Annotated in this window: 20 protein-coding genes; 9 read left to right on the top strand and 11 right to left on the bottom strand. The window is 67.1% G+C overall.

What is annotated here, in order from left to right:
• Positions 1-29: 29 nt before the first annotated feature.
• On the top strand, positions 30-1,307 hold the full coding sequence (locus ACZ1I5_RS14895; RefSeq protein ID WP_465170021.1) for a glycoside hydrolase family 130 protein: 1,278 nt from the start codon (positions 30-32) through the stop codon (positions 1,305-1,307).
• Between the two features lie 30 nt (positions 1,308-1,337).
• Here ACZ1I5_RS14895 and ACZ1I5_RS14890 read toward each other — a convergent pair whose 3' ends face one another.
• Both ACZ1I5_RS14890 and ACZ1I5_RS14885 read right to left on the bottom strand, forming a co-directional pair.
• Positions 1,338-3,287: an OPT family oligopeptide transporter gene (locus ACZ1I5_RS14890; protein WP_465170020.1), complete on the bottom strand. Its 1,950-nt coding sequence runs from the start codon at positions 3,285-3,287 to the stop codon at positions 1,338-1,340.
• A gap of 420 nt (positions 3,288-3,707) precedes the next feature.
• Positions 3,708-4,124 carry a hypothetical protein gene (locus tag ACZ1I5_RS14885; RefSeq protein ID WP_465170019.1) on the bottom strand — a complete coding sequence of 139 codons (417 nt, stop codon included), beginning with the start codon at positions 4,122-4,124 and terminating at the stop codon, positions 3,708-3,710.
• Positions 4,125-4,238: 114 nt separating this feature from the next.
• On the opposite strand from ACZ1I5_RS14885, the gene ACZ1I5_RS14880 reads away from it, so the two are divergent.
• Positions 4,239-4,679: a MarR family winged helix-turn-helix transcriptional regulator gene (locus tag ACZ1I5_RS14880; RefSeq protein WP_465170018.1), complete on the top strand. Its 441-nt coding sequence runs from the start codon at positions 4,239-4,241 to the stop codon at positions 4,677-4,679.
• 16 nt (positions 4,680-4,695) lie between these two features.
• On the top strand, positions 4,696-5,961 hold the full coding sequence (locus ACZ1I5_RS14875; protein WP_465170017.1) for an MFS transporter: 1,266 nt from the start codon (positions 4,696-4,698) through the stop codon (positions 5,959-5,961).
• Positions 5,962-6,070: 109 nt separating this feature from the next.
• Here ACZ1I5_RS14875 and ACZ1I5_RS14870 read toward each other — a convergent pair whose 3' ends face one another.
• The 3 genes from ACZ1I5_RS14870 to ACZ1I5_RS14860 all read right to left on the bottom strand — a co-directional run bounded on the left by ACZ1I5_RS14870 (position 6,071) and on the right by ACZ1I5_RS14860 (position 11,182).
• A complete protein-coding gene (locus ACZ1I5_RS14870; protein WP_465170016.1) occupies positions 6,071-8,794 on the bottom strand; it encodes a M1 family metallopeptidase in 2,724 nt (907 codons plus the stop codon).
• A 68-nt stretch (positions 8,795-8,862) separates the two neighbouring features.
• Positions 8,863-10,080 carry a M20 metallopeptidase family protein gene (locus ACZ1I5_RS14865; RefSeq protein WP_465170015.1) on the bottom strand — a complete coding sequence of 406 codons (1,218 nt, stop codon included), beginning with the start codon at positions 10,078-10,080 and terminating at the stop codon, positions 8,863-8,865.
• A gap of 85 nt (positions 10,081-10,165) precedes the next feature.
• On the bottom strand, positions 10,166-11,182 hold the full coding sequence (locus tag ACZ1I5_RS14860; protein WP_465170014.1) for a phytase: 1,017 nt from the start codon (positions 11,180-11,182) through the stop codon (positions 10,166-10,168).
• Positions 11,183-11,296: 114 nt separating this feature from the next.
• Here ACZ1I5_RS14860 and ACZ1I5_RS14855 point away from each other — a divergent pair, with 114 nt between their 5' ends.
• Positions 11,297-14,101 carry a TonB-dependent receptor gene (locus ACZ1I5_RS14855; protein ID WP_465170013.1) on the top strand — a complete coding sequence of 935 codons (2,805 nt, stop codon included), beginning with the start codon at positions 11,297-11,299 and terminating at the stop codon, positions 14,099-14,101.
• Positions 14,102-14,298: 197 nt separating this feature from the next.
• Here the strand turns inward: ACZ1I5_RS14855 and ACZ1I5_RS14850 are convergent, their stop codons facing one another.
• The 4 genes from ACZ1I5_RS14850 to hflK form a co-directional block, all read right to left on the bottom strand.
• Positions 14,299-15,963 carry a helicase HerA-like domain-containing protein gene (locus ACZ1I5_RS14850; RefSeq protein WP_465170012.1) on the bottom strand — a complete coding sequence of 555 codons (1,665 nt, stop codon included), beginning with the start codon at positions 15,961-15,963 and terminating at the stop codon, positions 14,299-14,301.
• A gap of 102 nt (positions 15,964-16,065) precedes the next feature.
• The gene (locus tag ACZ1I5_RS14845; protein ID WP_465170011.1) at positions 16,066-17,607 is read right to left on the bottom strand and encodes a Do family serine endopeptidase; all 1,542 of its coding nucleotides are present in this window, start codon (positions 17,605-17,607) and stop codon (positions 16,066-16,068) included.
• A 111-nt stretch (positions 17,608-17,718) separates the two neighbouring features.
• Positions 17,719-18,594, bottom strand: coding sequence for a protease modulator HflC (hflC, locus tag ACZ1I5_RS14840; RefSeq protein ID WP_465170010.1), 876 nt, complete (start codon positions 18,592-18,594; stop codon positions 17,719-17,721).
• On the bottom strand, positions 18,591-19,733 hold the full coding sequence (gene hflK / locus ACZ1I5_RS14835; RefSeq protein ID WP_465170009.1) for a protease modulator HflK: 1,143 nt from the start codon (positions 19,731-19,733) through the stop codon (positions 18,591-18,593). The genes hflC and hflK overlap by 4 nt, the downstream gene beginning before the upstream one ends.
• Positions 19,734-19,803: 70 nt before the next feature.
• Here hflK and ACZ1I5_RS14830 point away from each other — a divergent pair, with 70 nt between their 5' ends.
• The 5 genes from ACZ1I5_RS14830 (at position 19,804) to ACZ1I5_RS14810 (ending at position 22,528) form a co-directional block, all read left to right on the top strand.
• A complete protein-coding gene (locus ACZ1I5_RS14830; RefSeq protein ID WP_465170008.1) occupies positions 19,804-20,766 on the top strand; it encodes an Mrp/NBP35 family ATP-binding protein in 963 nt (320 codons plus the stop codon).
• Between the two features lies 1 nt (position 20,767).
• Positions 20,768-21,199: a CoA-binding protein gene (locus tag ACZ1I5_RS14825; RefSeq protein WP_465170007.1), complete on the top strand. Its 432-nt coding sequence runs from the start codon at positions 20,768-20,770 to the stop codon at positions 21,197-21,199.
• A 71-nt stretch (positions 21,200-21,270) separates the two neighbouring features.
• Positions 21,271-21,744 carry a hypothetical protein gene (locus ACZ1I5_RS14820; protein WP_465170006.1) on the top strand — a complete coding sequence of 158 codons (474 nt, stop codon included), beginning with the start codon at positions 21,271-21,273 and terminating at the stop codon, positions 21,742-21,744.
• A complete protein-coding gene (locus ACZ1I5_RS14815) occupies positions 21,741-22,085 on the top strand; it encodes a hypothetical protein (RefSeq protein WP_465170005.1) in 345 nt (114 codons plus the stop codon). The genes ACZ1I5_RS14820 and ACZ1I5_RS14815 overlap by 4 nt, the downstream gene beginning before the upstream one ends.
• A 65-nt stretch (positions 22,086-22,150) precedes the next feature.
• Positions 22,151-22,528 carry a hypothetical protein gene (locus tag ACZ1I5_RS14810; protein WP_465170004.1) on the top strand — a complete coding sequence of 126 codons (378 nt, stop codon included), beginning with the start codon at positions 22,151-22,153 and terminating at the stop codon, positions 22,526-22,528.
• Between the two features lie 7 nt (positions 22,529-22,535).
• On the opposite strand, the gene ACZ1I5_RS14805 is transcribed toward ACZ1I5_RS14810, so the two are convergent.
• Together ACZ1I5_RS14805 and ACZ1I5_RS14800 are read right to left on the bottom strand one after the other, a co-directional pair.
• Entirely contained in the window at positions 22,536-23,825 is a 1,290-nt protein-coding gene (locus tag ACZ1I5_RS14805; RefSeq protein ID WP_465170003.1) for a homoserine dehydrogenase, read from the bottom strand.
• A gap of 135 nt (positions 23,826-23,960) precedes the next feature.
• Positions 23,961-24,914, bottom strand: a complete 954-nt coding sequence (locus tag ACZ1I5_RS14800; RefSeq protein ID WP_465170002.1) for an isopenicillin N synthase family dioxygenase — start codon at positions 24,912-24,914, stop codon at positions 23,961-23,963.
• Between the last annotated feature and the right edge of the window lie 9 nt (positions 24,915-24,923).

Genomic DNA, 24,923 nt, shown 5'->3' with positions numbered 1-24,923 from the left:
CGCCAGGACGTCATTGCGCGAGGCCATACGTGATAGAACTGTTTCACCACGCACTGCGGCTGCATGCCGATCCTTCTCGTGTCGTGGTGCGTCCCTTTCATCTGGCCTGGGCCGGCAACGGCGGGAGCCGTACCGAGCGACTGGTGAAAGAGGTGATGGAACTCGACACCGCGGCGACGCGGGCCGAGCTCGAGCTGGTGCTCAAGGATTTCGAGGCGCGCCACTGGCAGACCCGGCGTGTGTTCATGACCCGCTATGACGAGATCGAGGAAATGCTCGGTCTCGACGGGACCGAGATCGGGGACGAGAAGCGCCAGCTGATCGGCGCGTATTTCTGCCACGAATACAGCTATGCCGCCGCCGCGCTGATGAACCCGAGCGCCGTGCCGCATTTCGACCAGACCGGCATGCCGGAAGGATCGCTGCGCATCCTGATGTCGCTGCGCGCGGTGGGGGAGGGCCATATCTCGTCGGTCGCCTTCCGCGAAGGCATCATCACCAGCCGGAACGAGCTGAAGCTGGCGCCCGAGCCCCCCTTCGCCACCGCGACCGATGCGGTCGGCCAGGACGAGGAGGAGCTGCCCGAGGGCGAGATCACGGTCTTTCGCCATCGCGATTCCACCCTGTCGGGCACGGTGATCTTCCCGATCACGGCGGCGCAGTCGAAGGGGCTGGAGGATCTGCGCCTCGTCAAGTTCACGCATGACGACGGCTCGGCCGAGTGGCTGGGTACCTATACCGCCTATAATGGTTCATCGATTCAATCAGAGTTGCTGCGCACCCGCGACTTCCGCGCGTTCGATCTGGTGCCGATGACCGGGCCCGCCTCGCGCAACAAGGGCATGGCGCTGTTCCCGCGCAAGATCGGCGGGCAATATATGATGATGGGGCGGCAGGACGGGGAAAACCTGTTCCTGCTCAAGTCGGACACCCTCACCCATTGGGAAGAGGGCGAGAAGCTGTTGACGCCGCATTATCCGTGGGAGCTGGTGCAGATCGGCAATTGCGGACCGCCGATCGAGCTCGACGAGGGCTGGCTGATGCTGACTCACGGCGTCGGCGCGATGCGCAAATATTCGATCGGCGCGGTCTTGCTCGACAAGGACGATCCGTCGAAGGTGCTCGGCCGCACGCGCGAGCCGATCCTGGCGGCGGCACATGAAGACCGCGAGGGTTATGTGCCGAACGTGGTCTATAGCTGCGGCGCGATCCGCCACGGCGACAAGCTGTTCGTGCCGTACGGCGTGGCGGACAGCTCCGTGGCGTTCGCGTTCATCGACATCAAGGTGCTGCTCGCGGCGATGTGAGCCCCTCCCGCGAAGGAGGGGCTTGAAGGGTCAACGCGCCATCGATTTGGTGCGGTTGTAGAGCAGCCAGATCAGACCGGCGAACACGACCGGCGCCGCGAACAGCGCTATCGTCGCGAAGCTCGCGCCGACCACCGCCAATGGCGCGTCCTTGCCCGTGGCGCCGACGATGCCGGCAAAGGCTACGCCGAACAGGCTTTCGCCGACGATCAGGCCGGTTGCCGCGAGCGTGCCCATGCGCTCGGCAAAATCGGGGTTGCTCTGGCGCCTGGCCCATTTGTCGTAGAAATGGCCGATCAGCGCGCCGACCGGGATGAGCAGGGTCAGCGCCATCGGCAGATAGATGCCCATGCCGACGCCGAGCGGGGGCAGGCGCATCTTGCCGGCGCGGCCGAGCATCTCATCGAGGAAGATCACCACCACGCCGATGCCGGCGCCGACGCCGATCAGCCGCCAGTCGAGATCGCCGCCGAGCACGCCCTTGGCGAGGGACGAGATCAGCGCCGCCTGAGGCGCGGCGAGCGCAGTCTCCTTGGCATTGGGTGCGCCCTGGAAGGTGAAGGCGGTGTTGAGCAGGTCGAGCACCGGCGGGATCACGAGCGAGCCGAAGATCACGCCGAGCACCAGCGCGAACTGCTGCTTCCACGGCGTCGCGCCGACCAGCTGGCCGGTCTTGAGATCCTGCAGATTGTCGTTGGAGATGGTCGCGACCGAGAAGACGATCGCGGTGGTGAACAGGGCATAGGCGATCAGCGCGTTGGTGCGTGCCACGTCCGTGCTGTGCCCATAGATCGCGACGAGCAGCAACGAGGCGCCGAGCACGGCGAGGATGCCGACGCCCGAAACCGGGCTGTTCGACGCGCCGATCAGGCCGGCCATGTACCCGCAGACCGCGGCGATCACGATGCCGATGACGAGGATGTAGAGGATCGTGCCGAGGATCACCGCAAAGCCGTGATCGTGGATCGGGCCACCCGCCGAGAAGCTCCACAACAGCCAGGCGATCGGGGGCAGGGTGCCGAGGATCGACAGGCCGACAATGCCGATCGGCAGGTCGCGCTCGGTCAGTTCGAGGATCGAGCCCGCCTGGCGGGCGCGCGACGCCGCCATGGCGGAGCGGATGCCGCCGATGATCGGGCCGAGGATCTTGAGCAGGGTCCAGATCGCCGCGACGCCGATCGTGCCGGCGCCGATGAAGCGCACTTCGGAGCGGAACACGGTGCTGACCACCGTGTCGAGCTCGCCCGGTACGCCGCTGGTGAGATAGGGCATCAGGCCGCCCCAGGCGATCACCATACCGAGGAACATCGCCGCGCCGACCGACAGGCCGACGAGATGGCCGACGCCGATCAGCGCCATCGAGAAGCTGGTCGACGCGCCGGTCGCGCTGCCGCCGATGCGGAAGTTCTTCACCGCTTCGCCCGCGACGAGCTTCATCGCGGCGAGCAGGGCGAAGCCGGACGAGACGAGCGAGCCGAGGATGATGACCTTCAGCCCCTTGGCATTCTCCTCGTCGCCATCTTCCGCGGCACCGACCTTGAGCACTTCGGCCGCGGCGACGCCTTCGGGATAGGGCAGGTCCGATCCGGTGACGAGCGCGCGGCGCAGCGGCACCGAGAACATCACGCCGAGGATGCCGCCGACCGCGCAGACCGCTGCGGTGGTCCAATAGGGGAAGCCGGTCCACCAGCCGACCAGGATCAGGCCAGGCAGCACGAAGATGATCGCGGCCAGGGTTCCGGCGGCGCTCGCGATCGTCTGGACGATGTTGTTCTCCAGGATATTGGCATCCTTGAAGAAGCGCAGGATCGCCATGGAGATGACCGCCGCGGGGATCGAGGTGGCGAAGGTCAGCCCGACCTTGAGGCCGAGATAGACATTGGCGGCGGTGAACAGGACGGTGATGAGCCCGCCCAGGATGATGCCGCGGATGGTCAGCTCGGCGAGCGGACGGGCGGCTGGGGTCGTGGATGCTTGCATGGCATATCGTGGCATAATCGGGCGGGTTTGGGACAGTGGTTTCTGTCGAAACCTGTCTGCCGCGCAGGATGGCCCGCCCGTAAGCGCGGGAGAGGCCGCGTCCGATTCTGGCGCCGCGCATCGCTGTTATCGACCCCATAACAGCGAAGAACAGGGAAGAATTTTATCTTTTCCGTTTTTTCGTCCGTTTTGTTGGAAATATTATCTTTATTATATAACGGCTTAATGGCCTTTATCGCTGTAATTCCATAACAGGGAAACCTGTGCGCGGAACAGCGAAAGGCCGCGACCAGAACAGGGAAAGGCGAGTCCGACGGGGTGACGACCAGGCTGACGCAGTGTTCATGCGGCGGATCGTGATCCATCGTGGGATAAAGTTGAATCGAGGTCGCCGGGGCTAACGCGCGCCATGCCGCCAGGTCAGGCCCGCGCGTATCGCCGCAGATACAGACGGCCGCCGAGCCATACCGACGGGAATGCCGTGACTGCCAGCGCAATCGGGTACCAGCGCGGGGCGAGGTTCAGGTTCCAGCTCGCCAGCACGCCGGCAATCCCGCCCAGTGTGCCGATCACTGCCAGGATGATCACGTGGCGCATCCGCGCGCGCGGGGCGAGCCAGGCAGTGACGAAGCCGCCCGCCACGCTGAAGAGGCAGCGATAGGCAAGGGCGAGGAGGTTGTGCCACGGGTTCCACATCGCGCCGCGTGGAATGATCCCGGTGGCATGCATGATCTCGTCGGTGCCGATGTGAGTCATCACGATGAGGATGAAGCCGGCCAGCACGGCGGCAACGCTGCGCAGATAGAGCCATGGCATGCTGGCTGGTCGATCGGTCATGCGCGCTCCCCCGGTAGTCCGTCGATGATGCCACAGCTCGCGGAAGCTGGACAGGCCGCCCACCCGTTCATTCCCGCCGTTGACCGGCTATCATGATGCATATACATCATGTGCGTGACCTCTCTCCCTTCCGATTCTCCGTGCGCGTGCACCTCCCTGCGCAAGGCCGCGCGCGCCGTGTCGCGCGTCTATGACGAGGCGCTGAGCGGAACGGGGATGACGATCGCGCAATTCTCGGTGCTGCGGCACGTCGCGCGCGGCGGGGAGACGCCGCTGAGCCGGCTGGCCGAGGCGCTGGTGATGGACCGGACCTCGCTGTACCGCGCGCTCGCGCCGCTCGAGCGGCAGGGCTGGATCGAGGTCGCGCAGGCAGCGAGCGGGCGTGCCCGGATCGCCTCGCTCACCGACGCAGGGCGCGCCGCGATGGAGGGCGCCACCGTCCCGTGGCGCGACGCGCAGGAGCGGCTGATCGGCGCGTTCGGCGCGGACGACTGGACCCGGCTCGAAACCCTGTTGCGCGGCGTGGTCGATGTGGCCGGCCCAACTCATGACTGACCTGCGAGGAACCCGCATGCCCCTGACCCGACTGGCCGGCCGAGCGCCCTATATCGTCGTCGGCGTGACCTTCCTCGCGCTGCTCATCTCCGCCGGGCTGCGATCGGCGCCCGGCGTGATGATGGTGCCGCTCGAACTGCATTTCGGCTGGGACCGGGCGACCATTTCCTTTTCGGCGGCGGTCGGGATCTTCCTCTATGGGCTGGTCGGTCCGTTCGCCGCGGCGCTGATGATGTCGCTGGGGATCAAGCGGACCATGCTCGGCGGCCTGTTGCTGATGTCGGCCGCGACCCTGGCCAGCCTGTGGATGACCGTGCCGTGGCACTATGTGCTGACCTGGGGCGTGCTCTCGGGCGTGGGCAGCGGCGCCGTCGCCTCCGTGCTCGGCGCGGCGGTGGTCAATCGCTGGTTCGCGACGCGGCAGGGACTGGTGATGGGCATGCTGAGCGCGAGCACCGCGACCGGTGCGCTGGTGTTCCTGCCGCTGCTGGCCTGGCTGTCGAGCGCTGGCGCGTGGCAACCGGTGGCCGTGGCGGTCAGCGTCGCCTGCCTTGCCCTGGTTCCGCTCGTCCTGTTCTTCGTGCCCGAAAGGCCGGGCGATGTCGGCATTCGTCGTTTCGGCGAAACCGATGCGAGCGCGCCGCCGCCGCCGCTGAAACAGGCCGCGACGCCGATGCTTGCCTTCGACGCGCTGTTCCGTGCCGCGCGCACCCCGATCTTCTGGCTGTTGTTCGGCACCTTCTTCGTCTGCGGCCTGACCACCAACGGGCTGGTCGGCACGCATATGATCGCCTTTTGCGGCGATCACGGTATCGCGCCGGTCGCGGCGGCGGGGCTGTTGTCGATGATGGGGCTGTTCGACCTGGTCGGCACCACCGCCTCGGGCTGGCTGACCGACCGCTACGATCCGCGCAAGCTGCTCTGCGTCTATTACGGCCTGCGCGGCCTCTCGCTGATCGCTCTGCCCTTCATCGATTTCGGCGCCGTGAGCCTGACGGTGTTCGCGATCTTCTACGGCCTCGACTGGATCGCGACGGTACCGCCCACGGTGAAGCTGGCCAATATGTCGTTCGGCGAGCGCGATGCGCCGATCGTCTTCGGCTGGATCATGGTCGGGCACCAGATCGGCGCCGCCACCGCCGCATTCGGCGCGGGCGTGATCCGGGAGCAGACGGGCACTTATCTGCCGGCCTTCCTGATCGCGGGCGGGTTCGGGGTGGCTGCATCAGTGCTGATCGTCGCGACTGGGCTGGCGGGGCGCCGAGTCGCGCGGGCGATCTGAGGGCACATTGTTGACAGGAGGCCTTGTGTCTCCTTGTGCTCCCGCGAAGGCGGGAGCCCAGCCTGGGCTCCCGCCTTCGCGGGAGCACAAGGAGGCTGGACGGCATGGCTTATTTGGCCAGCGCCGCCGCGATCTCCGCGCCCTTTGCCGCCTTCAGGTCGCCGCAGTGGCGGATTGATTCCACGGTGCGCTCGAAGTCGAGCACGCCGGCGCCGGCTGCCTTCACCTTAGGGCCCAATATCGTCTCGATCCGATCGGCGCGATCGGCGCCGCATTGGAAGATCAGCGCCTGGGGCAGGCGGCTGGTGATGAACACGCCGTTGCCGCTGGCGAGCAGCGAGTCGTAATGGGCGAGGATCCATTCGCCGGCATGCTCGACCGTTCCCTCGGTGGTGGCGAGGGTCTGTATCACGATGAGCTTGTCATAGGCGCGCAGCCGCGTGTCGGTGAGGCCGAGCAGATAATCGGCGACGTCGGTGCGGCCGCTCGCGGCCGCGGCGCCCAGCGCCGCGCTGCGCAGGACCGGATCCTCGCTCGCCAGACCGGTCTCGACCAGTTTCCGTGCGGCGGGAACGCCGCCCTTCAACACCGTCACGGACAGCGCCGTGGCAAGATAGGCCTGGTCGAGCGCCTGTTTGTCGCCCGCCAGATATTTCTCCGCCGCGGCCTGTAGCGTCGCGGTCAGCGCCGCATCATGGCCTTCGCGCACGACATAACCGACCAGGCCCTGGCGCAATTGCTGCTTGCCGGGGCTGTCACCCTTGTGCGCGCCCGCCGACGGATCGAAGCCGATCGCGGCGAGATGCGGGGCGTAGGTCGTGGCCATCAGCCGGCGATAGGCAGCGTCGGATTCGGGGGGGATCAGGCCGCGCAGCTTGAGCCCGGCGAGGCGCGCGGCACCGTCGACGCTCACCCCGGCATCCGGGTTGGCGGCCAGGTTCCTTGCCGCGGCGATCAGCCAGTCGGCCGGGGCCTTGCCGGCACGGAACGCGGCCCAGAGGCTGTCATTGGCGGCCAGGCCTTCTGCCGGCGCGATGGTGGAGAAGGTGCCGATCAGCGCGTGCCAGTCCGCGGCCGCCAGGTTGAAGCGATAATAGCCGGTGCCGCCGACATTGGGCATGATCACGCCCTTACTGGCGGTGGCGAGCGTGGTGACGGGCTTGTCGAGCAGGGTGCAGCTCTTCGTCGTATCGACGCGCACGCACAGCGGGATGGTCCATTGCTCGGGCTTGGGCGTGCTGCCGAGGAACGCGTAGCGCGATTGGGTCGCGACCAGCTGGCCGCCCTTGTGCGCGATGTCCACGACCGGCACGCCCTGCTGATCGACGAAACTCTTCATCGCGGTCAGCACGCGCGGGTCCTTCGCGCCGTCGGCGAGCGACTGGAAGAATTGCTCCGAGGTCGCATTGCCATAGGCGTGGCGCTTCAGGTGGAGCCGCACGCCGGCCTGGAACTTTTCGTCGCCGAGATAGGCGGCGATCATCGAGATGACGTGCCCGCCCTTGCCATAGGTGATGTTGTCGAACGCGCCGTCGATCTGGCTGTTCTCGGTGATGGCCTGGTGGATCGGACGGCCGACCTCCAGCGCGTCGGTGTTCATCGCGCGGAAGCCTTCATCGAGCGCGCCGACACCGATATTGAGCTCGGGCCGCCATTCGTTGCCGATGCGATAGCCCATCCAGTTGGCGAAGCTCTCGTTCAGCCAGATATCGTCCCACCATGCCGGGGTGACGAGATCGCCGAACCATTGGTGCGACAGCTCGTGCGCGACGATCATGCCGAAATCCTGCTTCTGGCCCGTGGTCGCGCCCGCATCGAGCAGGATGATGCCGTCGCCATAGATGTCGGCCCCGGCATTCTCCATCGCGCCCGGCATCACCGGCGACGCGATCTGGTCGAGCTTGGGGAAGGGAAAGGGCTCGCCGAAATATTTCTCGAGCAGGCTGACGATGCGCGGCGTCTCCGCCATGACATAGCCGAGCTTGCCGGCATGCGCGCGGGTCGCGACGGCGCCGAGCGGCAGCGGGGTGGCGCGTTCCGGCGTCGGCGGGACCACGCCCTTTTCGTGCAGGAACGGACCAGTCACGACCGCGACGAGATAGGTCGGGAGCGGCCTGGTCGGTTCGAAATCATGCCGTGCCATGGCGGCGGGCAAGGTCGCGCCGGTCGCGCGGGCGTGCTTCGCCGCGGCGGAGTCCGGGTCGATCGCGATCGGTGTGACCCTGGTCTCGCGCGTGTTGGTGACGACCTCGTTACCCGCCGCGGTGAGGACCGATACGGTGAAGGGCGTCTTGAAGCCGGGCTCGTCGAACGACGGGAAGGCGGCGCGGGCGTCGATCGATTCGAACTGAGTCCAGCTATACCATTGGTCGGCGACCTTGATGCGATAGAGGCCCGAGGCGCCGTCGCCGAAAGTGCCGTCGTAATCGAAGCTGAGGGTCGACTTGCCGGCGGGCAGGTCGCTCGCGAAATCGAGCCGGGCGACGCCCGTGGCATCGACCTGAGTCCAGCGCGCCGGGATCTGCTTGCCGCCGACGGTCGCATAAGCGCCCTGCACGCGGAGATCGCGGCCGTGCAGGTAGAGCGTCCGGGTCGCCGCCTTCACCGTGACGTCGATCTCGTCATGGCCGGAGAAAGTCGGTTGATCGGGCAGGATGGTGAAGGTCAGGCGGTACGCGCTCGGTATCGCGGCATCGGACAGCTTGCCCTTGGGCGCGGCGGCGTCCGCGACGATCTGCGTCGCGGCAGGTGGGGCAGCGGGCGTCGCAGCGGTCTGGGCGAGCGCGCTGGTGGACAGGAGCGACAGGCAGGTCGCGGCAAAGACGGCACGCATCGGAAAATCCCCCAAAAGGTGAGGCTTGGCTAATAGAAGGTCAGCTCGGCGGCAAGCGGCCCGGCGAGTCAATCGAGCCCATTGTCGAGGAATCGTTCGGCGACGGCGCAGTGCATCGCCACACCGCGCGCCATGACCTCTTCCTCGATCGTCATGCGCGTATTGTGCAGCGGCGGGTTGGTCGGGGCATCGCTGCCTTTGGGCGCTACGCCGAGAAAGGCCATGGAGCCGGGAATTTCGCGCAGGACATAGGAGAAGTCCTCGCCGCCCATGATCGGCGCCTGCATCGTGCGCCAGGCGTCGGACCCGCCCAGCTCCTCGGCGACGCTGCGCATCAGGCCGAGCGCGCGCGGATCGTTCATGGTGACGGGATAGCCGTCGTCGATCACCACCTCGGCGGTGCAGCCATGAGCGAGCGCGATATGCTCGGCGATGCGGGCAAGGCCCTCGCGCGCCTTGGCGCGGGTGGCGTTGGACAGCGTGCGCAAGGTGCCCTTCATCTTCACCTCGTCGGGCACGATATTGTAGGCGGAGCCGGCGTTGATCTGCGTGATCGACAGCACCGCCGGATCGCTGACCGGAATGTGGCGGGCGACAAAGGCGCTGAGCGCGGTGACGATCTCGCAGGCGACGGGGATCGGATCGATCCCCTCATGCGGCATGGCGGCATGGCCGCCCTTGCCGCGGACGGTGATGTTGAGCGCATCGGTCGAGGCGAGCAGCGCGCCCGGGCGGCTCCAGAACATACCGGCCGGCGCGTTGGGCATGATGTGGAGGGCGAAGGCCGCTTCCGGCCGGGGCTCGTCGAGCAGGCCGTCCTCCATCATGTAACGGGCGCCGTGATAGCCCTCCTCGCCGGGCTGGAACATGAAGACCACCGAGCCCGACAGCCGGTCGCGCCGCGCGCAGAGCGCACGGGCGGCACCGACCAGCATGGCGCTGTGCGCGTCATGGCCGCAGGCGTGCATCGCCCCGGGCACCTGCGAGGCGAAGGCCAGGCCGGTTTCCTCCTGCATCGGCAGCGCATCCATGTCGCCGCGCAACAGCACGGTGCGGCCATTGTCGCGGCCGCCGCGCAGGATGGCGACGAAGCCGGAGGTGCTCGTGCTGTCGCGGAGTTCGAGCGGGAGGCCGGCGAGAGCGGCCTTCAGCTTCTCGGTGGTGCGGTCGCAATGCAGCCCGATCTCCGGGTCGGCATGGATCGCGCGTCGCAGCTCGACCACATCGGCCAGCTCGGCCTCGGCCGCGGCGCCCCAATCCTGATGAAGATCGAGAGTGGCGTCCATCGTACGAGTCCTTTGCTGCATTGCCGAAGGGTGAGCCTACGCCTCGGGCAGCGCCGCTTACAAGCCCAGCCCTACAAGCCCAACCCTACAAGCCCAGGGCCGCCTTGATCTGCCCCCAACGCACCAGCTTGAAGTTCTGCGCCCGGGGCGGGTTGACCCCGTCCTGCGCGATCATGATGCCGTCGGGGAAAGCCGGGCCGAAATCGCCGGTCGCGATCTCGACGCCGTCAGTCTCCTCGGTCGCGCCGAAAATGCCCGGCGCGATGCGATAGCGGCCGACATAGCTATCGTCGGCGAGGCGATAGACGGCATAGGCATTGTCGCCCTGGCTGGAGACGACGAGATAGCCGCCATCGCCTTCCTGGGCGATCGCCACGCCTTCGGCATCCGCCACGATCTGTTTACCATCGGCGGCGGCGATCTTCACTGGCTCGACCGGGCCGTCGGCGCGCGCGTCGAAACGCCAGAGACCGACATCCTCCTCGGCGACATAGAGCCGCGCGGTGCGCGGATCGACGACACAGCCTTCCGACTGAGTGGCGAGCTTCATGGTGCGGACGATCACTGCCTTTGGCGTGGGGCCGGTCACATCGAGCGCGAGCTGGCGGATCGTGCCGTCCTTCGCGACCATGAAGGCATAGAGCGCCATGGGCGCGCGATAGAGGCACATGCCGTACGCCTCGCCCGCGCCGGCCGCGACACGCCCGAGCGCGGTCAGCTTCGCGGACACGGGATCGAGCGTGAACAGCGCGACCTGCGCGTTGAGCGGATCGTTGCGGTCACTCGCCGCGACGATGATCCGGCCATCATGCTCGGCGAGCGCGACATTGTTGACCCGGCCGGCGTCGTGGAAGTCCCGGACCTTGCCGTCCAGGCCGTAGACATAGAGCCCTGCCTTCTTGTCGGTGCCGACGATCAGGCTTGCCGCCGGGGTGGCCGCATTGCGCCAGATCGCGGGGTCATCGGCCGCGTCCGCATTGGCGGTGGCGACCGCTTCGGTCTCTCCCGATGCCTGGACGGTCGCTGCGGGAAGGGCGTTCGCGATGCGCGTGGCCAGGCTCGTCTCCGTCGCCGTGCAACCAGATAGCAACAAAAGAGTCATTGAAATGTAACGGATATCGCACTTCCAGGTCATGTTCGACTCCTACCGGCGGCTTCGAGGCGCCCGTTCGCACGCGCCGCATAACCGGTCAATTCAGCACAAAGGGGGTCCGTCATGGTTCGCAGGGGAACATTTCTAGGGGGCTGCGCGCTTGCCGCGCTCCTGACACCGATCAATGTCGCGGCAGCGCAGGATGTGCCGGGCGCAGCACCGGCGCGGGGCGAACCGGCATCCGACGACACGAACGATATCGTCGTCACCGGCTCCCGCCCGATCGCGGAATCGGAAGCGTCCGCGCTCGCGGTGCAGAAGAATTCCGTATCGCTCGTCACGGTCGCCGCGGCCGACAGCGTCGGTCGCCTGCCCGACCAGAACATCGCCCAGGCGACCGGACGCCTGCCCGGCGTGGCGGTCGAGCGCGACCAGGGCCAGGCGCGTTACATCTCGCTGCGCGGCGCCCCCAATTACTGGACCACGCTATCGTTCGACGGGATCAACATCGTCAGCCCCGAAGGCCGCGATGCGCGGTTCGATTCCATCCCCTCCGCGATCGCGTCGCAGATCGTGGTATCGAAGGCGGTGACCCCGGAAATGCCGGGCGAGACGGTGGCGGGCAATGTCAACGTCATCACCCGCTCCGCCTTCGACTATTCGGGCGCGCATTTCGCGGGCAAGGCCGGGTTCGGCATCGCCGAGCTCGGCAACCGCAAGCAATATGAAGGGTCGGCCGTCGTGTCCGACCGCTTCAACCTGGGCGGCGGCGAAGTCGGCGTGCTGCTCTCGGGCAGCTATTACCAGCGCGAAATGGTCACCGACAATTTCGAGAATGATTACGAGCGTGTCGCGCAGGATACGCGGCCCGGCAATGCGACGCGTTTCTGGGCGCATGAGACGGAGAACAAGCTGTACCGCCTCACCCGCCGCAACTGGTCGGTGTCCGGCCGCGTCGACTACAAGCCCGATTCCGACAACACCATCTCGCTGCGGTCGATCTACACGATCTTCACCGACGATGAGGCGCGCGACAATTACCGTTTCGATCTCGACGACCGCCAGGGCGACCTCGTCGCGAACAGCGCCGCCTGCCCGACGACGGTGAACACGACCCCGACGACCAGCGGCTATGCCGATATCTGCATCGGCAACACGCCGCAAAAGGGCACGGTCTACGGCATCGATATCCGCCAGCGCTCGACCCTGCGCGCCTTCCGCCAGTCGATCTTCACCAACACCATCGCCGGCGATCATGATTTCGGCGACAGCTGGCACCTCGCCTGGGTGGGCAACTATACCCAGTCGAAGGACGATCGTTCGGTCGTCGGCGAAATCGCCTGGGACAGCCCCAGCACCCGCACCCTGCGCCCCACGGTCAGCTATGATTTCAGCGACCCGAATTTCTCGCGCCTGACGCTGTTCACCACCACGCAGTTGAGCGGCCCGACGCGCTATCAGGCCGGCACGCAAGTGACCGCGATCGACAGCTTCACCAAGCCGCCATCGTCCTTCACCGTGCTCGATGCGGTCGACACGACCGATGCCTATACCGGCAAGCTGGTCCTCTCGCGCGAAACCGCGTTGTTCGGCGGCGACGCCGTGTTCAAGGCGGGATTCCAGTTCGATCAGCGCACCAAGACCGCCGACGAAGAGCAGATCCTGCTCAGCACGGCGGCGCAGTTCGCCACGGTCGGGCTGCCCAACGACTTCAACCAGTTCGCGCTGAACGATCCCTTCGCGGGCAAGATTCCGCTTGGCTACAGCTTCCATTATTTCGACACGGACAAGATGCGCGCCGTTTCCGAGGCCGCCCGCGCCAATTTCACTTTCGCGCCCAACACGGCCAACAACTACAAGGTTCGCGAGCAGGTCTATGCCGGCTTCGTGATGGGCACGGTGAAGTATGACTGGGGTTCGGTCCTCGGCGGCGTCCGCGTCGAGCATCTGAAGAACCGCGGTGAAGCGATCAAGCTGGTTGGCACGACTCCAAGCGGATTGGTGACCGCAGAGTCGAGCCAGACGTTGGTCTTCCCAAGCCTGCACTTCAATTTCAACGTCGATGACACCAAGAAATTGCGTCTCTCGTTCAACTCGGGCGCCGCGCGGGCTGATTATGATCAGCTACGTCCAAACATCGTCATCAGCGACCCCAACCAGACGATTTCGAGCGGCAACCCCGACGTGAAGCCGGAACGCGCCTATGGCGTTGACGCCTATTTTGAATGGTATGTGCGGCCGCAGGGCTATCTGATGGCCGGCCTGTTCTACAAGAAGGTCAAGGATGTCCTGTATCGTCAGACCCGGAAGTTCGGCTCAAACGAGTTGGACAGCGGCGCGAATATTCGTTCGGGCTATGACTTTTCCAGGATCACCAATGGCGGCGACGGGCGCGTGTTCGGCGCGGAGGTGGCGGCCCAGCTCCAGATCGAGCCCTGGACCAGCGATCTCGGCCTGCCCGGCTGGATGGGCGGCTTCGGCATCTCCGCGAACCTCACGGCCAATGACAGCGAAGTGACCAAGCCGGCGATCGGCACCATCCCGGCGCGCAAGGTACGCCTGCCCGGCACGTCCGACCTGATCTACAATGTCGGCGCCTATTACGAGAAATATGGCTTGTCGCTGCGCGTGCAATATCAGCGCCGTAGCGCCTGGCTCGACGGCATCGCCGACGACCTGACCGATGCCGGCGACACCTATTGGGCGGCGGACGACGAAATGGACATCTCGGCGCGCTACGCGATCACGAAGAATTTCGAGATCTATGCGGACGTCTCGAACGTGCTCAACCAGCCGGGCCGCCGCTATTCGGAGCCTGGCAATCTTCTCACCGCGACCGGCACGCCGAGCCCGACCAGCACGATCCAGACGATCGAATGGGAGCGGTTCGGCCGGCGCTATTCCGGCGGGGTGCGAGTCAACTTCTGAAGCATGTCTGCTTCAGGATGAGCTGATGTGACCTTGTGGTGCCGTCTCCGCATGTCGGAGACGGCATCAATATCTTTCTTACCCGGCGAAGGGGCAGGGGTGAGGTGCGCTGGTAATCAGGGGCCCCGCTTCCTTACCGGAGCCTTCCCAACTGGACCCCGGCCTTCGCCGGGGAGCGCAGGGGTAAGGGAGGTTCCTCAGCGCCCCTTGAACAGCCCACCGAGAATCCCGCGCACCAGGCCGCCGACGATGCCGGCGCCCGCGCCGCGCGACGAGCCGAACACGGCCTTCGACACTTCGGTCGCGACCGAGCGGCCGACCGCCGAGGAGGCGGAGCGGGTGGCGGAGGTGATGGCGCGGTTCCAGGGCGAGTTGGCGGCGGCGCGTTCGGCCTCCTTCTGCTGCTGGGCGGCGAGCTTCGCCTGGCGGTCCGCCTCGCGCTGGTCGGCGATGCGCTGGCGCTCGGCTTCCTTGGCGGCGCGGGCGTCTTCCTTGGCCTGGAGCGCGGCGGCCTTGTCCGCTTCCGTTTTTGCGGCGGCCTCGGCGGCGGCGGCGCTGGCTTCCTGCGACTTGGCGGACAGGATTTCCTCGGCCGATTCGCGGTCGATCAGCGTGTCGTATTTCGACCCGATCGGGTCGGTCTGGATCATCACGCCGCGCTCGACCGGGGTGACCGGGCCGACGCGCGAGGCCGGCGGCTTGATCAGGGTGCGCTCGACCGGCGCGGGCGCGCCATCGGGCAGGAGCAGCGAGACCAGGGCTTCGCCGACCTTCAGTTCGGTGATCGCCTTTTCGACATCGACGCCGGGATTGGCGCGGAAAGTGGTGGCGGCCGACTTCACCGCTGCCTGGTCGCGCGGGGTGAAGGCGCGCAGCGCGTGCTGGACGCGGTTGCCGAGCTGGCCGGCGACGGTATCGGGGATGTCGATCGGGTTCTGGGTGATGAAATAAACGCCGACGCCTTTCGAGCGGATCAGGCGCACGACCTGCTCGATCTTCTCGAGCAGCGCCTTGGGCGCGTCGGCGAAGAGCAAATGCGCTTCGTCGAAGAAGAAGGCGAGCACGGGCTTGTCGGGGTCGCCGACCTCGGGGAGATGCTCGAACAGCTCGCTCATCAGCCACAGCAGGAAGGTGGCGTAGAGCTTGGGGCTCGCCATCAGCTTGTCGGCGGCGAGGATGTTGACGATGCCGCGGCCCTTGTCGTCCACGCCGATGAAATCGCTCATCGTCAGCGCCGGTTCGCCGAAGAATTTGTCGCCGCCCTGGCTGCGCAGCTGGAGCAGCGAGCGCTGGATCGTGCCGATGCTCTGCTTGGAGACATTGCCCAGCGTCGTGGTGAGCTCGTCGGCGCGCTCGCCGCAATTGACCAGCATCGCCTGGAGATCGTCCAGGTCGAGCAGCAGCATGGCCTCCTTGTCGGCGACATGGAAGGCGATGGTCAGCACGCCTTCCTGCACTTCGTTCAGGTCCATCAGGCGCGACAGGAGGAGCGGGCCCATCTCGCTGACGGTGGTGCGGATCGGGTGGCCCTGCTCGCCATACAGGTCCCAGAACTGCACGGGATTGTCGGCGTAATGCCAGTCGTCATAGCCGATCTCCTTCGCGCGGGCGGCGAAGATCTCGTGCATCTTGGAGGTAGGGGAGCCGGCCATGGCGAGGCCGGACAGGTCGCCCTTCACATCGGCGACGAAGCACGGGACGCCGGCGGCGGACAGGCCGTCGATGATGCCCTGGATGGTGACGGTCTTGCCGGTGCCGGTGGCGCCCGCGATCAGGCCGTGGCGGTTGGCGCGCTTTAGCTCGAGCTGCTGGCGCTGCCCGTTCGCATTGCTGCCGATGAAGATGCTGGTGCCGTCCGCCATAAGGTCCTCCGGAGTTGGGCCGGCGGTATTGCGCGATTCAGCGCGGGACGGAAGGTGCGGCCGTTAAATTCCTCCCCATCGCCGATGGGGAGGAAAAGAGGCTTACTTGATCTTGACCGCCAGGAAGCGGCCGGGATTCTTGCCGCGCTGGACCAGCAGCGCGATCGAGGTGCGGCCGGCCGCCTTCGCCTGAGTGATGACCCCGGCGAGATCGGCGGCGGTGCGGGTGGGCACGCGGTTCGCCGAGATGATCACGTCGCCGCGCTGCAGGCCCTTGGTCGCCGAGTCGCTCGACTGGTCGACATCGACGATCACCAGGCCCTGCACCGTCGGATCGAGGCTGAGGCTGCGCGCGATGTTCGGGGTCAGCGGCTGGACCGACAGGCCGATTGCATTCGCGCTGGCCTGCTGGCTTTGCGTGCCGCTCTCGGGCAGGCCGTCATCGTCGTCGCCGCCGTTCAGGCTGGCAAGCGTCTCTTCCGATGGACGCGTGCCGACCAGCGCGGTGAGCGTCTGGCGCTTGCCGTCGCGGATGATCTCGAGCGGGACGCGCGTGCCTGGCGCCGTGTTGGCGACGAGATAGCTGAGCGTCTGATCGGGAGTGACATCCTTTCCGCCGACGCGGACGACGACGTCGCCCTGCTTCAGCCCGGCCTTGTCGGCGCCTTCGCCCGGCTCGACCCGCGCGATGATCTCGCCCTGGTTGGCGGGGAGGCCGAACGCACCGGCGATATCCTCGGTGATCGGCTGGATGCCGACGCCGAGATAGCCGCGCTTGACCGCGGTGCCCTTCATCAGCGTGTCGATGATCGGCTTGGCTTCCTCCGCCGGAATGGCGAAGCCGATGCCGACATTGCCGCCGGTCGGCGACAGGATCTGCGAGTTGATGCCGATGACGTTGCCGCCGAGATCGAACATCGGGCCACCGGAATTGCCCTGGTTGATCGACGCGTCGGTCTGGATGAAGCGGTCATAGGCGCCGCCCTGGCCGGTCACGCGGTGCAGCGCCGAGACGATGCCGGCGGTGACGGTCGAGCCCAGGCCGAACGGATTGCCGATCGCGACGACCCAGTCGCCGACACGGGCGCGGGCCGAATCGCCGAACTTCACGAAGGGCAGGCCCTTGGCCTCGATCTTGAGCAACGCAAGATCCGACGCGGGATCTCGGCCGATCAGCTTGGCGGTATATTCCTTGCGGTCAGTCAGGGTGACCTTGATCGATTCGACCGTGGCGCCCTTGGCGCCGGCCGCGATCACATGGTTGTTGGTCACGACATAGCCGTCGGGCGAAATGATGAAGCCCGAGCCGAGCGACTGCGCCTCGCGCGTGATCGGCTGGCCGTTATTGCCCTGGCCCTGACCCTGACCCTGGTTGAACTGGCCGAACAGGTCGCCGAACGGGGTGCCGGCAAACGGATTGGTCTGCTGCACGGTCACGCGCTGCGTGGTCGAGATGTTGACGACGGCCGGCTGGAGCGTGGCGACCATGTCGGCAAAGCTCATCGGCGCGCCGGCCTTGGGGGCGGTGGCGGCGATGGTGCCGGGTTCGTTCTGCGCGACCTGACCTGCTGGCGGTTCCAATGTCATGGCGGCGGCGGCGCCGCTCAGCAGCAGGGCACCGGTAATGGCGTAAGCATAGCGCACTTGGGTCGTTTCCTCTCGTCTGCCGTATCGCGACAACCGCCCGTTTTGCGGATGGTTGCTGAACGGCGATTGAATATGAACCGTCTGAAAGCTTCCGGGGAAGATTCAGACTCAGCGGCTCCCCTTGAATTCCTTCAGATAGGCATTGTCGGTCGACAGGACCATCGACGTCGTGCCCTTGGTCGTCGGATCGCCGTCAGCGCCAAACGTGTGCCGATAGGACTGCATCGCCCGGTAGAAGTCGTAGAAGCCCGGGTCCTTGCTGAAGCTCTCGGCATAGATGCGCGCGGCGTTGGCGTCGGCTTCGGCGCGGATGATCTGCGCCGCCTTCTGGCCCTGTGCGATGGTCGAGGCGCGTTCCTGCTGGCGCGCGGTGCGCATCCGGGCGAGCGCGCTTTCGAGCGGGCTGCCGTCGGGCAGGTCGGCATGCTTGATGCGGACGTCGACGATCTGAACGCCATACTGGCCGGCGAGGCGCTGCAGGCCGGCCTGGATATTGTCCATCACCTGGCCGCGTTCCGGGCTGAGCAACGCCGCGAACGGACGCTTGCCGAGCTCGTTGCGCAGCGCCGAGCCGAACAGCGGCTGCAGCGCGTCGATCACGCGCTGTTCGGTGTTGGACGAACTGCCGGTCGAAACCACTGCCTTGAGCGGATCGACGATCCGGAAACGGGCATAAGCGTCCACCTCGAGCCGGAGCTGGTCAGTGGAGATGACCGGGGTATTCTCCAGATCGACGTCGAGCACACGCTTGTCGACCCACACGAGCCGGTCGATAAAGGGCACGCGCGCGATCAGGCCGGCGCCGGTGCTGCCGAACTTCTCGTTCGGGCGCCAGCGGTTGATCGCGTCGCCGACCGGCTGTTCGAAGCGCAGGATCACTGCCTGCTTGGTCTCGGGCACGATCGCGAACGTGCTCGCGGCGAGGATCACCAGCAGCATCAGCGAAATGCCGATCGCGACCGGGTTGCGGAAAAGGGCGTTCATTGGCCGCCTCCCTGCACTGGCGCGGGGGTTGTCGCGGTCGCCGCTGGAGCATCCGGCAAACGGCGGGCGGTGCCCGACAGCGGCAGATAGGGAACGACGCCCGAGGCTTCGACGATCGTCTTGTCGGTCTTGGCCAGAACCTGCTCCATCGTCTCGTAATACATGCGCCGGCGAGTCACCTCGGGCGCCAGCTTGTACTGTTCGTACACCTTGTCGAACGCGGCGGCTTCGCCCTGGGCGTGGGCGAGCACCTGCTGCGCATAGCCGCGCGCCTGGTTGGTCATGCCCTGCGCTTCCTGCTGGGCGGCCGACACCGATTTGAAATCGTCCATCACCTGCGACGGCGGGGCGGCCTGCTTGATCGCGACGCCCTGGATGCGGATGCCGGCATTATAGCTGTCGAGGATCTGCTGCATCGTGTCCTGCACGCGCAGCTCGATCGCGTTGCGGCCCTGGCCGATCGCGTCGTCGAGCTCGGTCGTGGCGATCACGGCGCGCATCGCGCTCTCCGCCGTCGCGCGCACCGTCTCGACCGGATTGGCGATCTGGAAGGCGTAATCCTGCGGATTGCTGATGTCCCAGCGCACCGAATAATTGAGGTCGACGATGTTCTGGTCGCCGGTCAACATCAGATTCTCGCCCGCGCCGCCTTCGGCCGGGAAGGTTTCCGTGTTGATCTTGCGCACGTCGACCTTGGTCACGCTGGCGAAAGGCGCCGGCGGGGTGAGGCGGATGCCCGGCTCGATCGTGCCGGCATAACGGCCGAGATAGGTGACGACGCCGCGCTGCTGCGGGCCGATCGCGTGGAAGCTGGTGAAGACCAGCCAGGCGAGCACGACCAGGCCGATGCCGATCGTCCACAGGGTCCTGCCGTTCGGCGTGCCCGGGATGCGCGGGCGGCCGCCGCCCGATCCATTGCCACCACCGCCGCCGCGGGCACGGCGCAGAAACTCGTCGAGCGCGCTGGGAGCGGCGCCGCGCGGCCGGCCCTGCGGCGGCACCGACCAGGGGTTGCGCGGGCCGCCGTCATTGCCGTCGCCCGAACCAGCCTTGTCCGGACCACCGCCGCCCCAGGGGCCTTTCGGATTATCGGACTGAAGGATGGTGAAGCGCTGTAGCCAGCGGGGAAGGGTCGTCATGACTCCTTTATAGGACCGTAGCGGCGGAAAAACAGTGGCAAGCGCCGTTAACGCCCCTATCTGCGCAACGATGACCGATATCGCCGCCCTGAACGCCGCTCTCGACCCCATCGCCGGAAAGCGCGCCACCGCGCGGATCGAAGGCGACAAGGCGAGCATCTTCCTCGACGTGACCGGGCTGGACGAGGCGGGCCGCGAGGCGATGGAGGCGACGGTGCGCGCCGCTGCCGAGGGCGTCCCGGGGGTCGCGACCGTCCGGATCGCGCTGACCAGCCAGCGCACCCGCCGCCTGCTGATCGCGGTGGCGAGCGGCAAGGGCGGCGTGGGCAAATCGACCATCTCGGCCAATCTCGCCATCGGCCTGCAGGCATTGGGGCGGCGGGTCGGGCTGGTCGACGCCGATATCTACGGGCCGTCGCAACCGACCCTGATGGGCGTGCAGGGATCGCGGCCGACCGCCAAGGACAAATTGCTCGAGCCGGTGGCGACGCCGTATGGCGTGCCGCTGCTTTCCATGGGGCAACTCGTCGCGCCCGACCAGGCGATCGCGTGGCGCGGGCCGATGGCGGCGAACGCGCTCGGCCAGCTGATCGATGCCGACTGGGCGGCGCAGGACACGCTGGTGATCGATCTGCCGCCCGGCACCGGCGACGTGCAGCTGTCGATGATCCAGAAGCACAAGCCGGCCGGCGCGGTGATCGTCTCCACGCCGCAGGACCTGGCGCTGATCGACGCGCGCCGCGCGATCGACCTGTTCGCCAAGGCGGGCGTGCCGGTGATCGGCATCATCGAGAATATGGCGGGCTACATCTGCCCGCATTGCGGCGAGGTGTCGGATCCGTTCGGCCGGGGCGGCGCGGAAGCCGCGGCGGAAGAGCTGGGGATCGAGTTCCTCGGCCGGATCCCGCTCGACATGGCGATTCGCTCGGCCTCCGACGCGGGCGTGCCGCCGGCCAGCGGGAACGGTGTCGAGTCCCTGGCGTTCTCGGGCATCGCACAGCGCGTGTTCCACTGGATCGAACAAGGACGATAGCATGCCATTGACCAGCGATGCAGAGATCAAGGCGCTGCTCGAGAGCGTGCGCACCATTGCCCTGGTCGGCGCCTCGGACCGGCCCGACCGGCCATCCTACCGGGTGATGCAGTCGCTGCAGGTGCATGGATACCGCGTGATCCCGGTCAATCCGCAGATCACCGGCGAGCATGTGCATGGCGAGTTCGTGTTTCGCGAGCTGGCGCAGCTCGGCGATCCGATCGACATGGTCGATATCTTCCGCAATGCCGCCGCCGCCGGCGACGCGGTCGACCAGGCGATCGCCGCGGGGGCGAAATCGGTGTGGATGCAGCTCGGCGTGGTCAACGAGGAAGCGGCGGCCCGCGCCGAGGCGGCGGGGCTGAAGGTAGTGATGGACCGCTGCCCCGCGATCGAGATTCCCCGGTTGGGCGTGGCGCCGATCGCCGATTGAACGGCGCTGGTCGCGCTTGCGCGCGGGAGGGCCACACTGCATGATGACCGCGACTTCGGGAGTCGCGGATCATGCTGGCATTGCTCACGATTCTGGCGCTCCAGGCGGCGCCGGCCACCAGGGCCGAGCCGGAGCGATGGTCGATCCTGGTGCCCGTGGCGGACGAACCGTGCCGGCCTTCCCGCAAGACCGATAGCGAAGACGGGAACGGCGCGGCCCAGACAAACAGCAACGGCGATGTGGTGGTATGTGGCGACGCGCTGCCGAGCCAGCGCCTGCCGCTTCCCGGAGAAGCCGTTTCCGACGGCCCGGTGCCGGTCAATCGCGACCTGACCGGTCGTGGCGCGCTGGCCGCGGAAGGGACACCCTGCGCGGTGCGGCAGGGCGGATGCCAGTCGAGCTTCGGGCCGCCGATCATCCCGATGATCGTCGGCGCGGCCGGGCTGTTGAAGGACGCGCTGAGGAAGCGCCCCGACAAGACGGGCCGGATTCCGATCCCGCTCGACGATCCCCAGCCACCGGCAACCGCCGCGCCCGCGAAATGATCGGCACCGCGCTGCTGATGCTGCTTCAGGCCGCCCCGGACGAGGCGCTGGTGCGCTACCGCGCGAAGACCGCGGCCGGGCCGCGCTGCGCCACCGCGGCTGACCCGGCCGAGGTGACGGTGTGCGGGCGGCGCGACGCCGATCGCTACCGGGTACCACTGATCGAGCGCGACCCGGCCGACCCGAAGAATGAAGGCGTGCCGATGGAGCGCGAGCGCCTGTTCGCCCGCACCTCCAATTGCGAGGAAAAGTCGGTCTTTCTGGTCGGCTGCGGGAAAGTGGGCGTTTCGGTCGGCACCAATGGCTTCCACCTGGCCGGGGAGCGTCCGCTCGCGCCCTGACAATGCGCGCAACCTATTGATGGTCCGGCAGTTGTGTTTCCCGCAGGCGAACAGGGAACCCGACCATGATTGTGCTCACCATGTTGTTGATGGCGGCTCCACCGGTTGCGGATCACGTGCGGGTGAAACGTCCGGCGGTGGTGCGCACGGTGAAGGCCAGGCGCAAGGTGCGGCGCCCGCGCAGGCCGATCTCGATGTCGGTGATCAAGCCTCGGACGCTCGGCTGTGCGGGCGACCCGATCTGCGTCACGGGGAATTCCCAGTCGCGCTATCGCCTGCCCCTGCCGCAGACGCCCGAACCGACGACCAAAGATATGGCGCTGGCCGAGGACGGCACGCGGTGCGCGCTGATCGGCCAGACGATCTGTCCGCGCCGGACCCGCACCATCATCCATATGGGCGAAGCAGCGCCCGGGGTGCCGGCCTCCGCCGTGATTAAATGACCGCGTCTCAGCCGAGGATGTGCATCCACATCGGCTGACCGGCGAGGCTCTGCGACCCGCGCAGCTTCTCCAGCGCCTGGGCTACCGCGCGCTCCGGCCCTTCATGGGTGACGATCGCGACGAGCACGGTGCCGTCTGGCATCGCGCCGCGCTGCATCAGGCTTTCGATCGAAACCCCCGCGTCGCGCATCGCCGCGGCGATCTCGGCGAGCACGCCGACCTTGTCGGCGACGGTGAAGCGGACATAGGCGCGGCCGCGGCGTTCGCCGGTATCGGCGGGCGTGTGCACCGCCAGCGCCCTGGCGGGCATGGCATAGGCCGGGCCGAACTCGCCGCGCGCGATGTCGATCAGGTCGGCGACCACGGCCGAAGCCGTCGGGCCGTCGCCCGCGCCGGCGCCCTGGAACAGCAGGCGGCCGACGAAATTGCCCTCGGCCACGACCGCGTTGGTCGCCCCGGTGACGTGCGACAGCGGGTGGCTGGTCGGCACGAGATGCGGATGGACGCGCTGGAACAGCCCGCCCGGACCGTCCTCGGCGATGCCGATCAGGCGCACGCGGTAGCCAAGCGCCGCGGCCTCGGCGATATCCGCGCCGAGCAGGTGGCGGATGCCGCTGGTCGCGACATCGGCAAAGGCCGGGCGCGTGCCGAAGGCGAGGCTGGCGAGGATCGACAGCTTGTGCGCGGCGTCGACGCCGTCGATGTCGAAGCTGGGATCGGCCTCGGCAAAGCCGAGCGCCTGCGCTTCGGCCAGCACTTCGGCAAAGTCGCGGCCCTCAGCCTCCATCTTGGACAGGATGAAATTGCAGGTGCCGTTGAGGATGCCATAGACGCGCGCGATCTCGTTCGCGGCGGCGCCTTCGCGCAGGCCCTTGATCACCGGGATGCCGCCCGCGACGGCCGCCTCGAACTTCAGCGCGACCTTGGCGGCTTCGGCGGCTTCGGCCAGCTCGAGCCCGTGATGGGCGAGCATCGCCTTGTTCGCGGTGACCAGGCTCTTGCCGCCGGCGAGCGTCGCGCGGGCGAGGGCGAGGGCAGGGCCATCCGACCCGCCGACCAGCTCGACCACGACATCGGCATTCTCCTGATGGGCGAGCGCGCTGGTGTCGTCGACCCATTCGAACCGGCCGATATCGACGCCGCGATCCTTGGCGCGGTCGCGCGCGGAGACCGCGACGATCTCGATCGGCCGGCCGGCGCGGCGCGCGATCAGCGCGCCGTTCGCGTCGATCAGCCGGATCACGCCGCCGCCCACGGTTCCAAGCCCGGCAAGTGCGACGCGTAGCGGTTTGGTCATGTCAGCCCCAATTCGTCATGCTGAACTCGTTTCAGCATCCATGCGCGATCATTCGCCGCGCGCGTGCGGCCTATGACCGCGCTTGGACCCTGAAACAAGTTCAGGGTGACGTTGATTTTCTTGAGGCCGCCCCGGTTACTTCTTCACCAGGCCGATCTCGACCAGGCGCTCGTGCAGATAGTCGTGCGCGGTGATCGGCGTCGGATAGCGGTTGGGATTTTCCGGCGTGATGCAGCCGGGCAGCGTCTCGATCAGGAAATCGGGCGCAGGGTGCAGGAAGAAGGGCATGGAATAGCGCGAATGACCGCGGCGCTCGGGCGGCGGGTTGACCACGCGGTGGGTGGTCGAGGGCAGGACATGATTGGTCAGGCGCTGCAGCATGTCGCCGACATTGACCACCATCGCACCTTCGGGCGGGCGGATCGCGAGCCAGCGACCGTCGCGGTCGAGCAGTTCGAGTCCGGCCTCCTCGGCGCCGAGCAGCAGGGTGATGAGGTTGATGTCCTCATGCGCGCCGGCGCGGACACCCTCGGCTTCGGCGGGGATCGGCGGATAATGCAGCAGGCGGAGGATCGAATTGCCGTCCTCGACCGCATGATCGAACCAGTTGGGCGCGAGCCGCAGGTGGCGCGCGATCGCCGACAACAACCGGTCGCCGGCCCGGTCGAACGCGGTGAACAGTTCGAGAAAGGTCGCGGTGAAGCCTTCCGGCCGGGCGGGCCAGATATTGGCGGGCATGTCCGCGGCGAAACGGTGGCCGGTGGGGAGCTCGCGGCCGACATGCCAGAATTCCTTCAGGTCGACATGCTTCGCGTCCTTGGCGATCTCGGTCTTGAACGGCGTGTAACCGCGCTGGCCGCCACCGGCGGGCGTGAAATAGCCGCGCTTTTCCTCCTCGGGCAGCGCGAACAGTTCGGCGGTCTCTTTCCAGGCGCGCGCGATCAGTTCCTGCGAAATGCCGTGATCGGCGATGACCGCGAAACCGAAGCGTTCGAACGACCCGCCGAGCGCGGCGGCAAAGGCATCGGGATCGGCCGCTTCATCCTTGAGCGACAGCGCGGGGACCTGGGCGGAAGGGGTATCGAGCATGACTGGTGT

It is taken from the genome of Sphingomonas sp. BL-S-30 (assembly GCF_055521475.1).
Note: the sequence above shows the minus strand (reverse complement) of the source record. Positions and strands in the feature narration are given on the sequence as shown.

Coding starts and splice junctions, on each gene's coding strand:
- ACZ1I5_RS14890 (WP_465170020.1), bottom strand. CDS start 3,287: ATGCAAGCATCCACGACCCCAGCCGCCCGTCCGCTCGCCGAGCTGACC.
- ACZ1I5_RS14885 (WP_465170019.1), bottom strand. CDS start 4,124: ATGACCGATCGACCAGCCAGCATGCCATGGCTCTATCTGCGCAGCGTT.
- ACZ1I5_RS14875 (WP_465170017.1), top strand. CDS start 4,696: ATGCCCCTGACCCGACTGGCCGGCCGAGCGCCCTATATCGTCGTCGGC.
- ACZ1I5_RS14870 (WP_465170016.1), bottom strand. CDS start 8,794: ATGCGTGCCGTCTTTGCCGCGACCTGCCTGTCGCTCCTGTCCACCAGC.
- ACZ1I5_RS14865 (WP_465170015.1), bottom strand. CDS start 10,080: ATGGACGCCACTCTCGATCTTCATCAGGATTGGGGCGCCGCGGCCGAG.
- ACZ1I5_RS14860 (WP_465170014.1), bottom strand. CDS start 11,182: ATGACTCTTTTGTTGCTATCTGGTTGCACGGCGACGGAGACGAGCCTG.
- ACZ1I5_RS14855 (WP_465170013.1), top strand. CDS start 11,297: ATGGTTCGCAGGGGAACATTTCTAGGGGGCTGCGCGCTTGCCGCGCTC.
- ACZ1I5_RS14850 (WP_465170012.1), bottom strand. CDS start 15,963: ATGGCGGACGGCACCAGCATCTTCATCGGCAGCAATGCGAACGGGCAG.
- hflC (WP_465170010.1), bottom strand. CDS start 18,594: ATGAACGCCCTTTTCCGCAACCCGGTCGCGATCGGCATTTCGCTGATG.
- hflK (WP_465170009.1), bottom strand. CDS start 19,733: ATGACGACCCTTCCCCGCTGGCTACAGCGCTTCACCATCCTTCAGTCC.
- ACZ1I5_RS14830 (WP_465170008.1), top strand. CDS start 19,804: ATGACCGATATCGCCGCCCTGAACGCCGCTCTCGACCCCATCGCCGGA.
- ACZ1I5_RS14825 (WP_465170007.1), top strand. CDS start 20,768: ATGCCATTGACCAGCGATGCAGAGATCAAGGCGCTGCTCGAGAGCGTG.
- ACZ1I5_RS14820 (WP_465170006.1), top strand. CDS start 21,271: ATGCTGGCATTGCTCACGATTCTGGCGCTCCAGGCGGCGCCGGCCACC.
- ACZ1I5_RS14815 (WP_465170005.1), top strand. CDS start 21,741: ATGATCGGCACCGCGCTGCTGATGCTGCTTCAGGCCGCCCCGGACGAG.
- ACZ1I5_RS14810 (WP_465170004.1), top strand. CDS start 22,151: ATGATTGTGCTCACCATGTTGTTGATGGCGGCTCCACCGGTTGCGGAT.
- ACZ1I5_RS14805 (WP_465170003.1), bottom strand. CDS start 23,825: ATGACCAAACCGCTACGCGTCGCACTTGCCGGGCTTGGAACCGTGGGC.
- ACZ1I5_RS14800 (WP_465170002.1), bottom strand. CDS start 24,914: ATGCTCGATACCCCTTCCGCCCAGGTCCCCGCGCTGTCGCTCAAGGAT.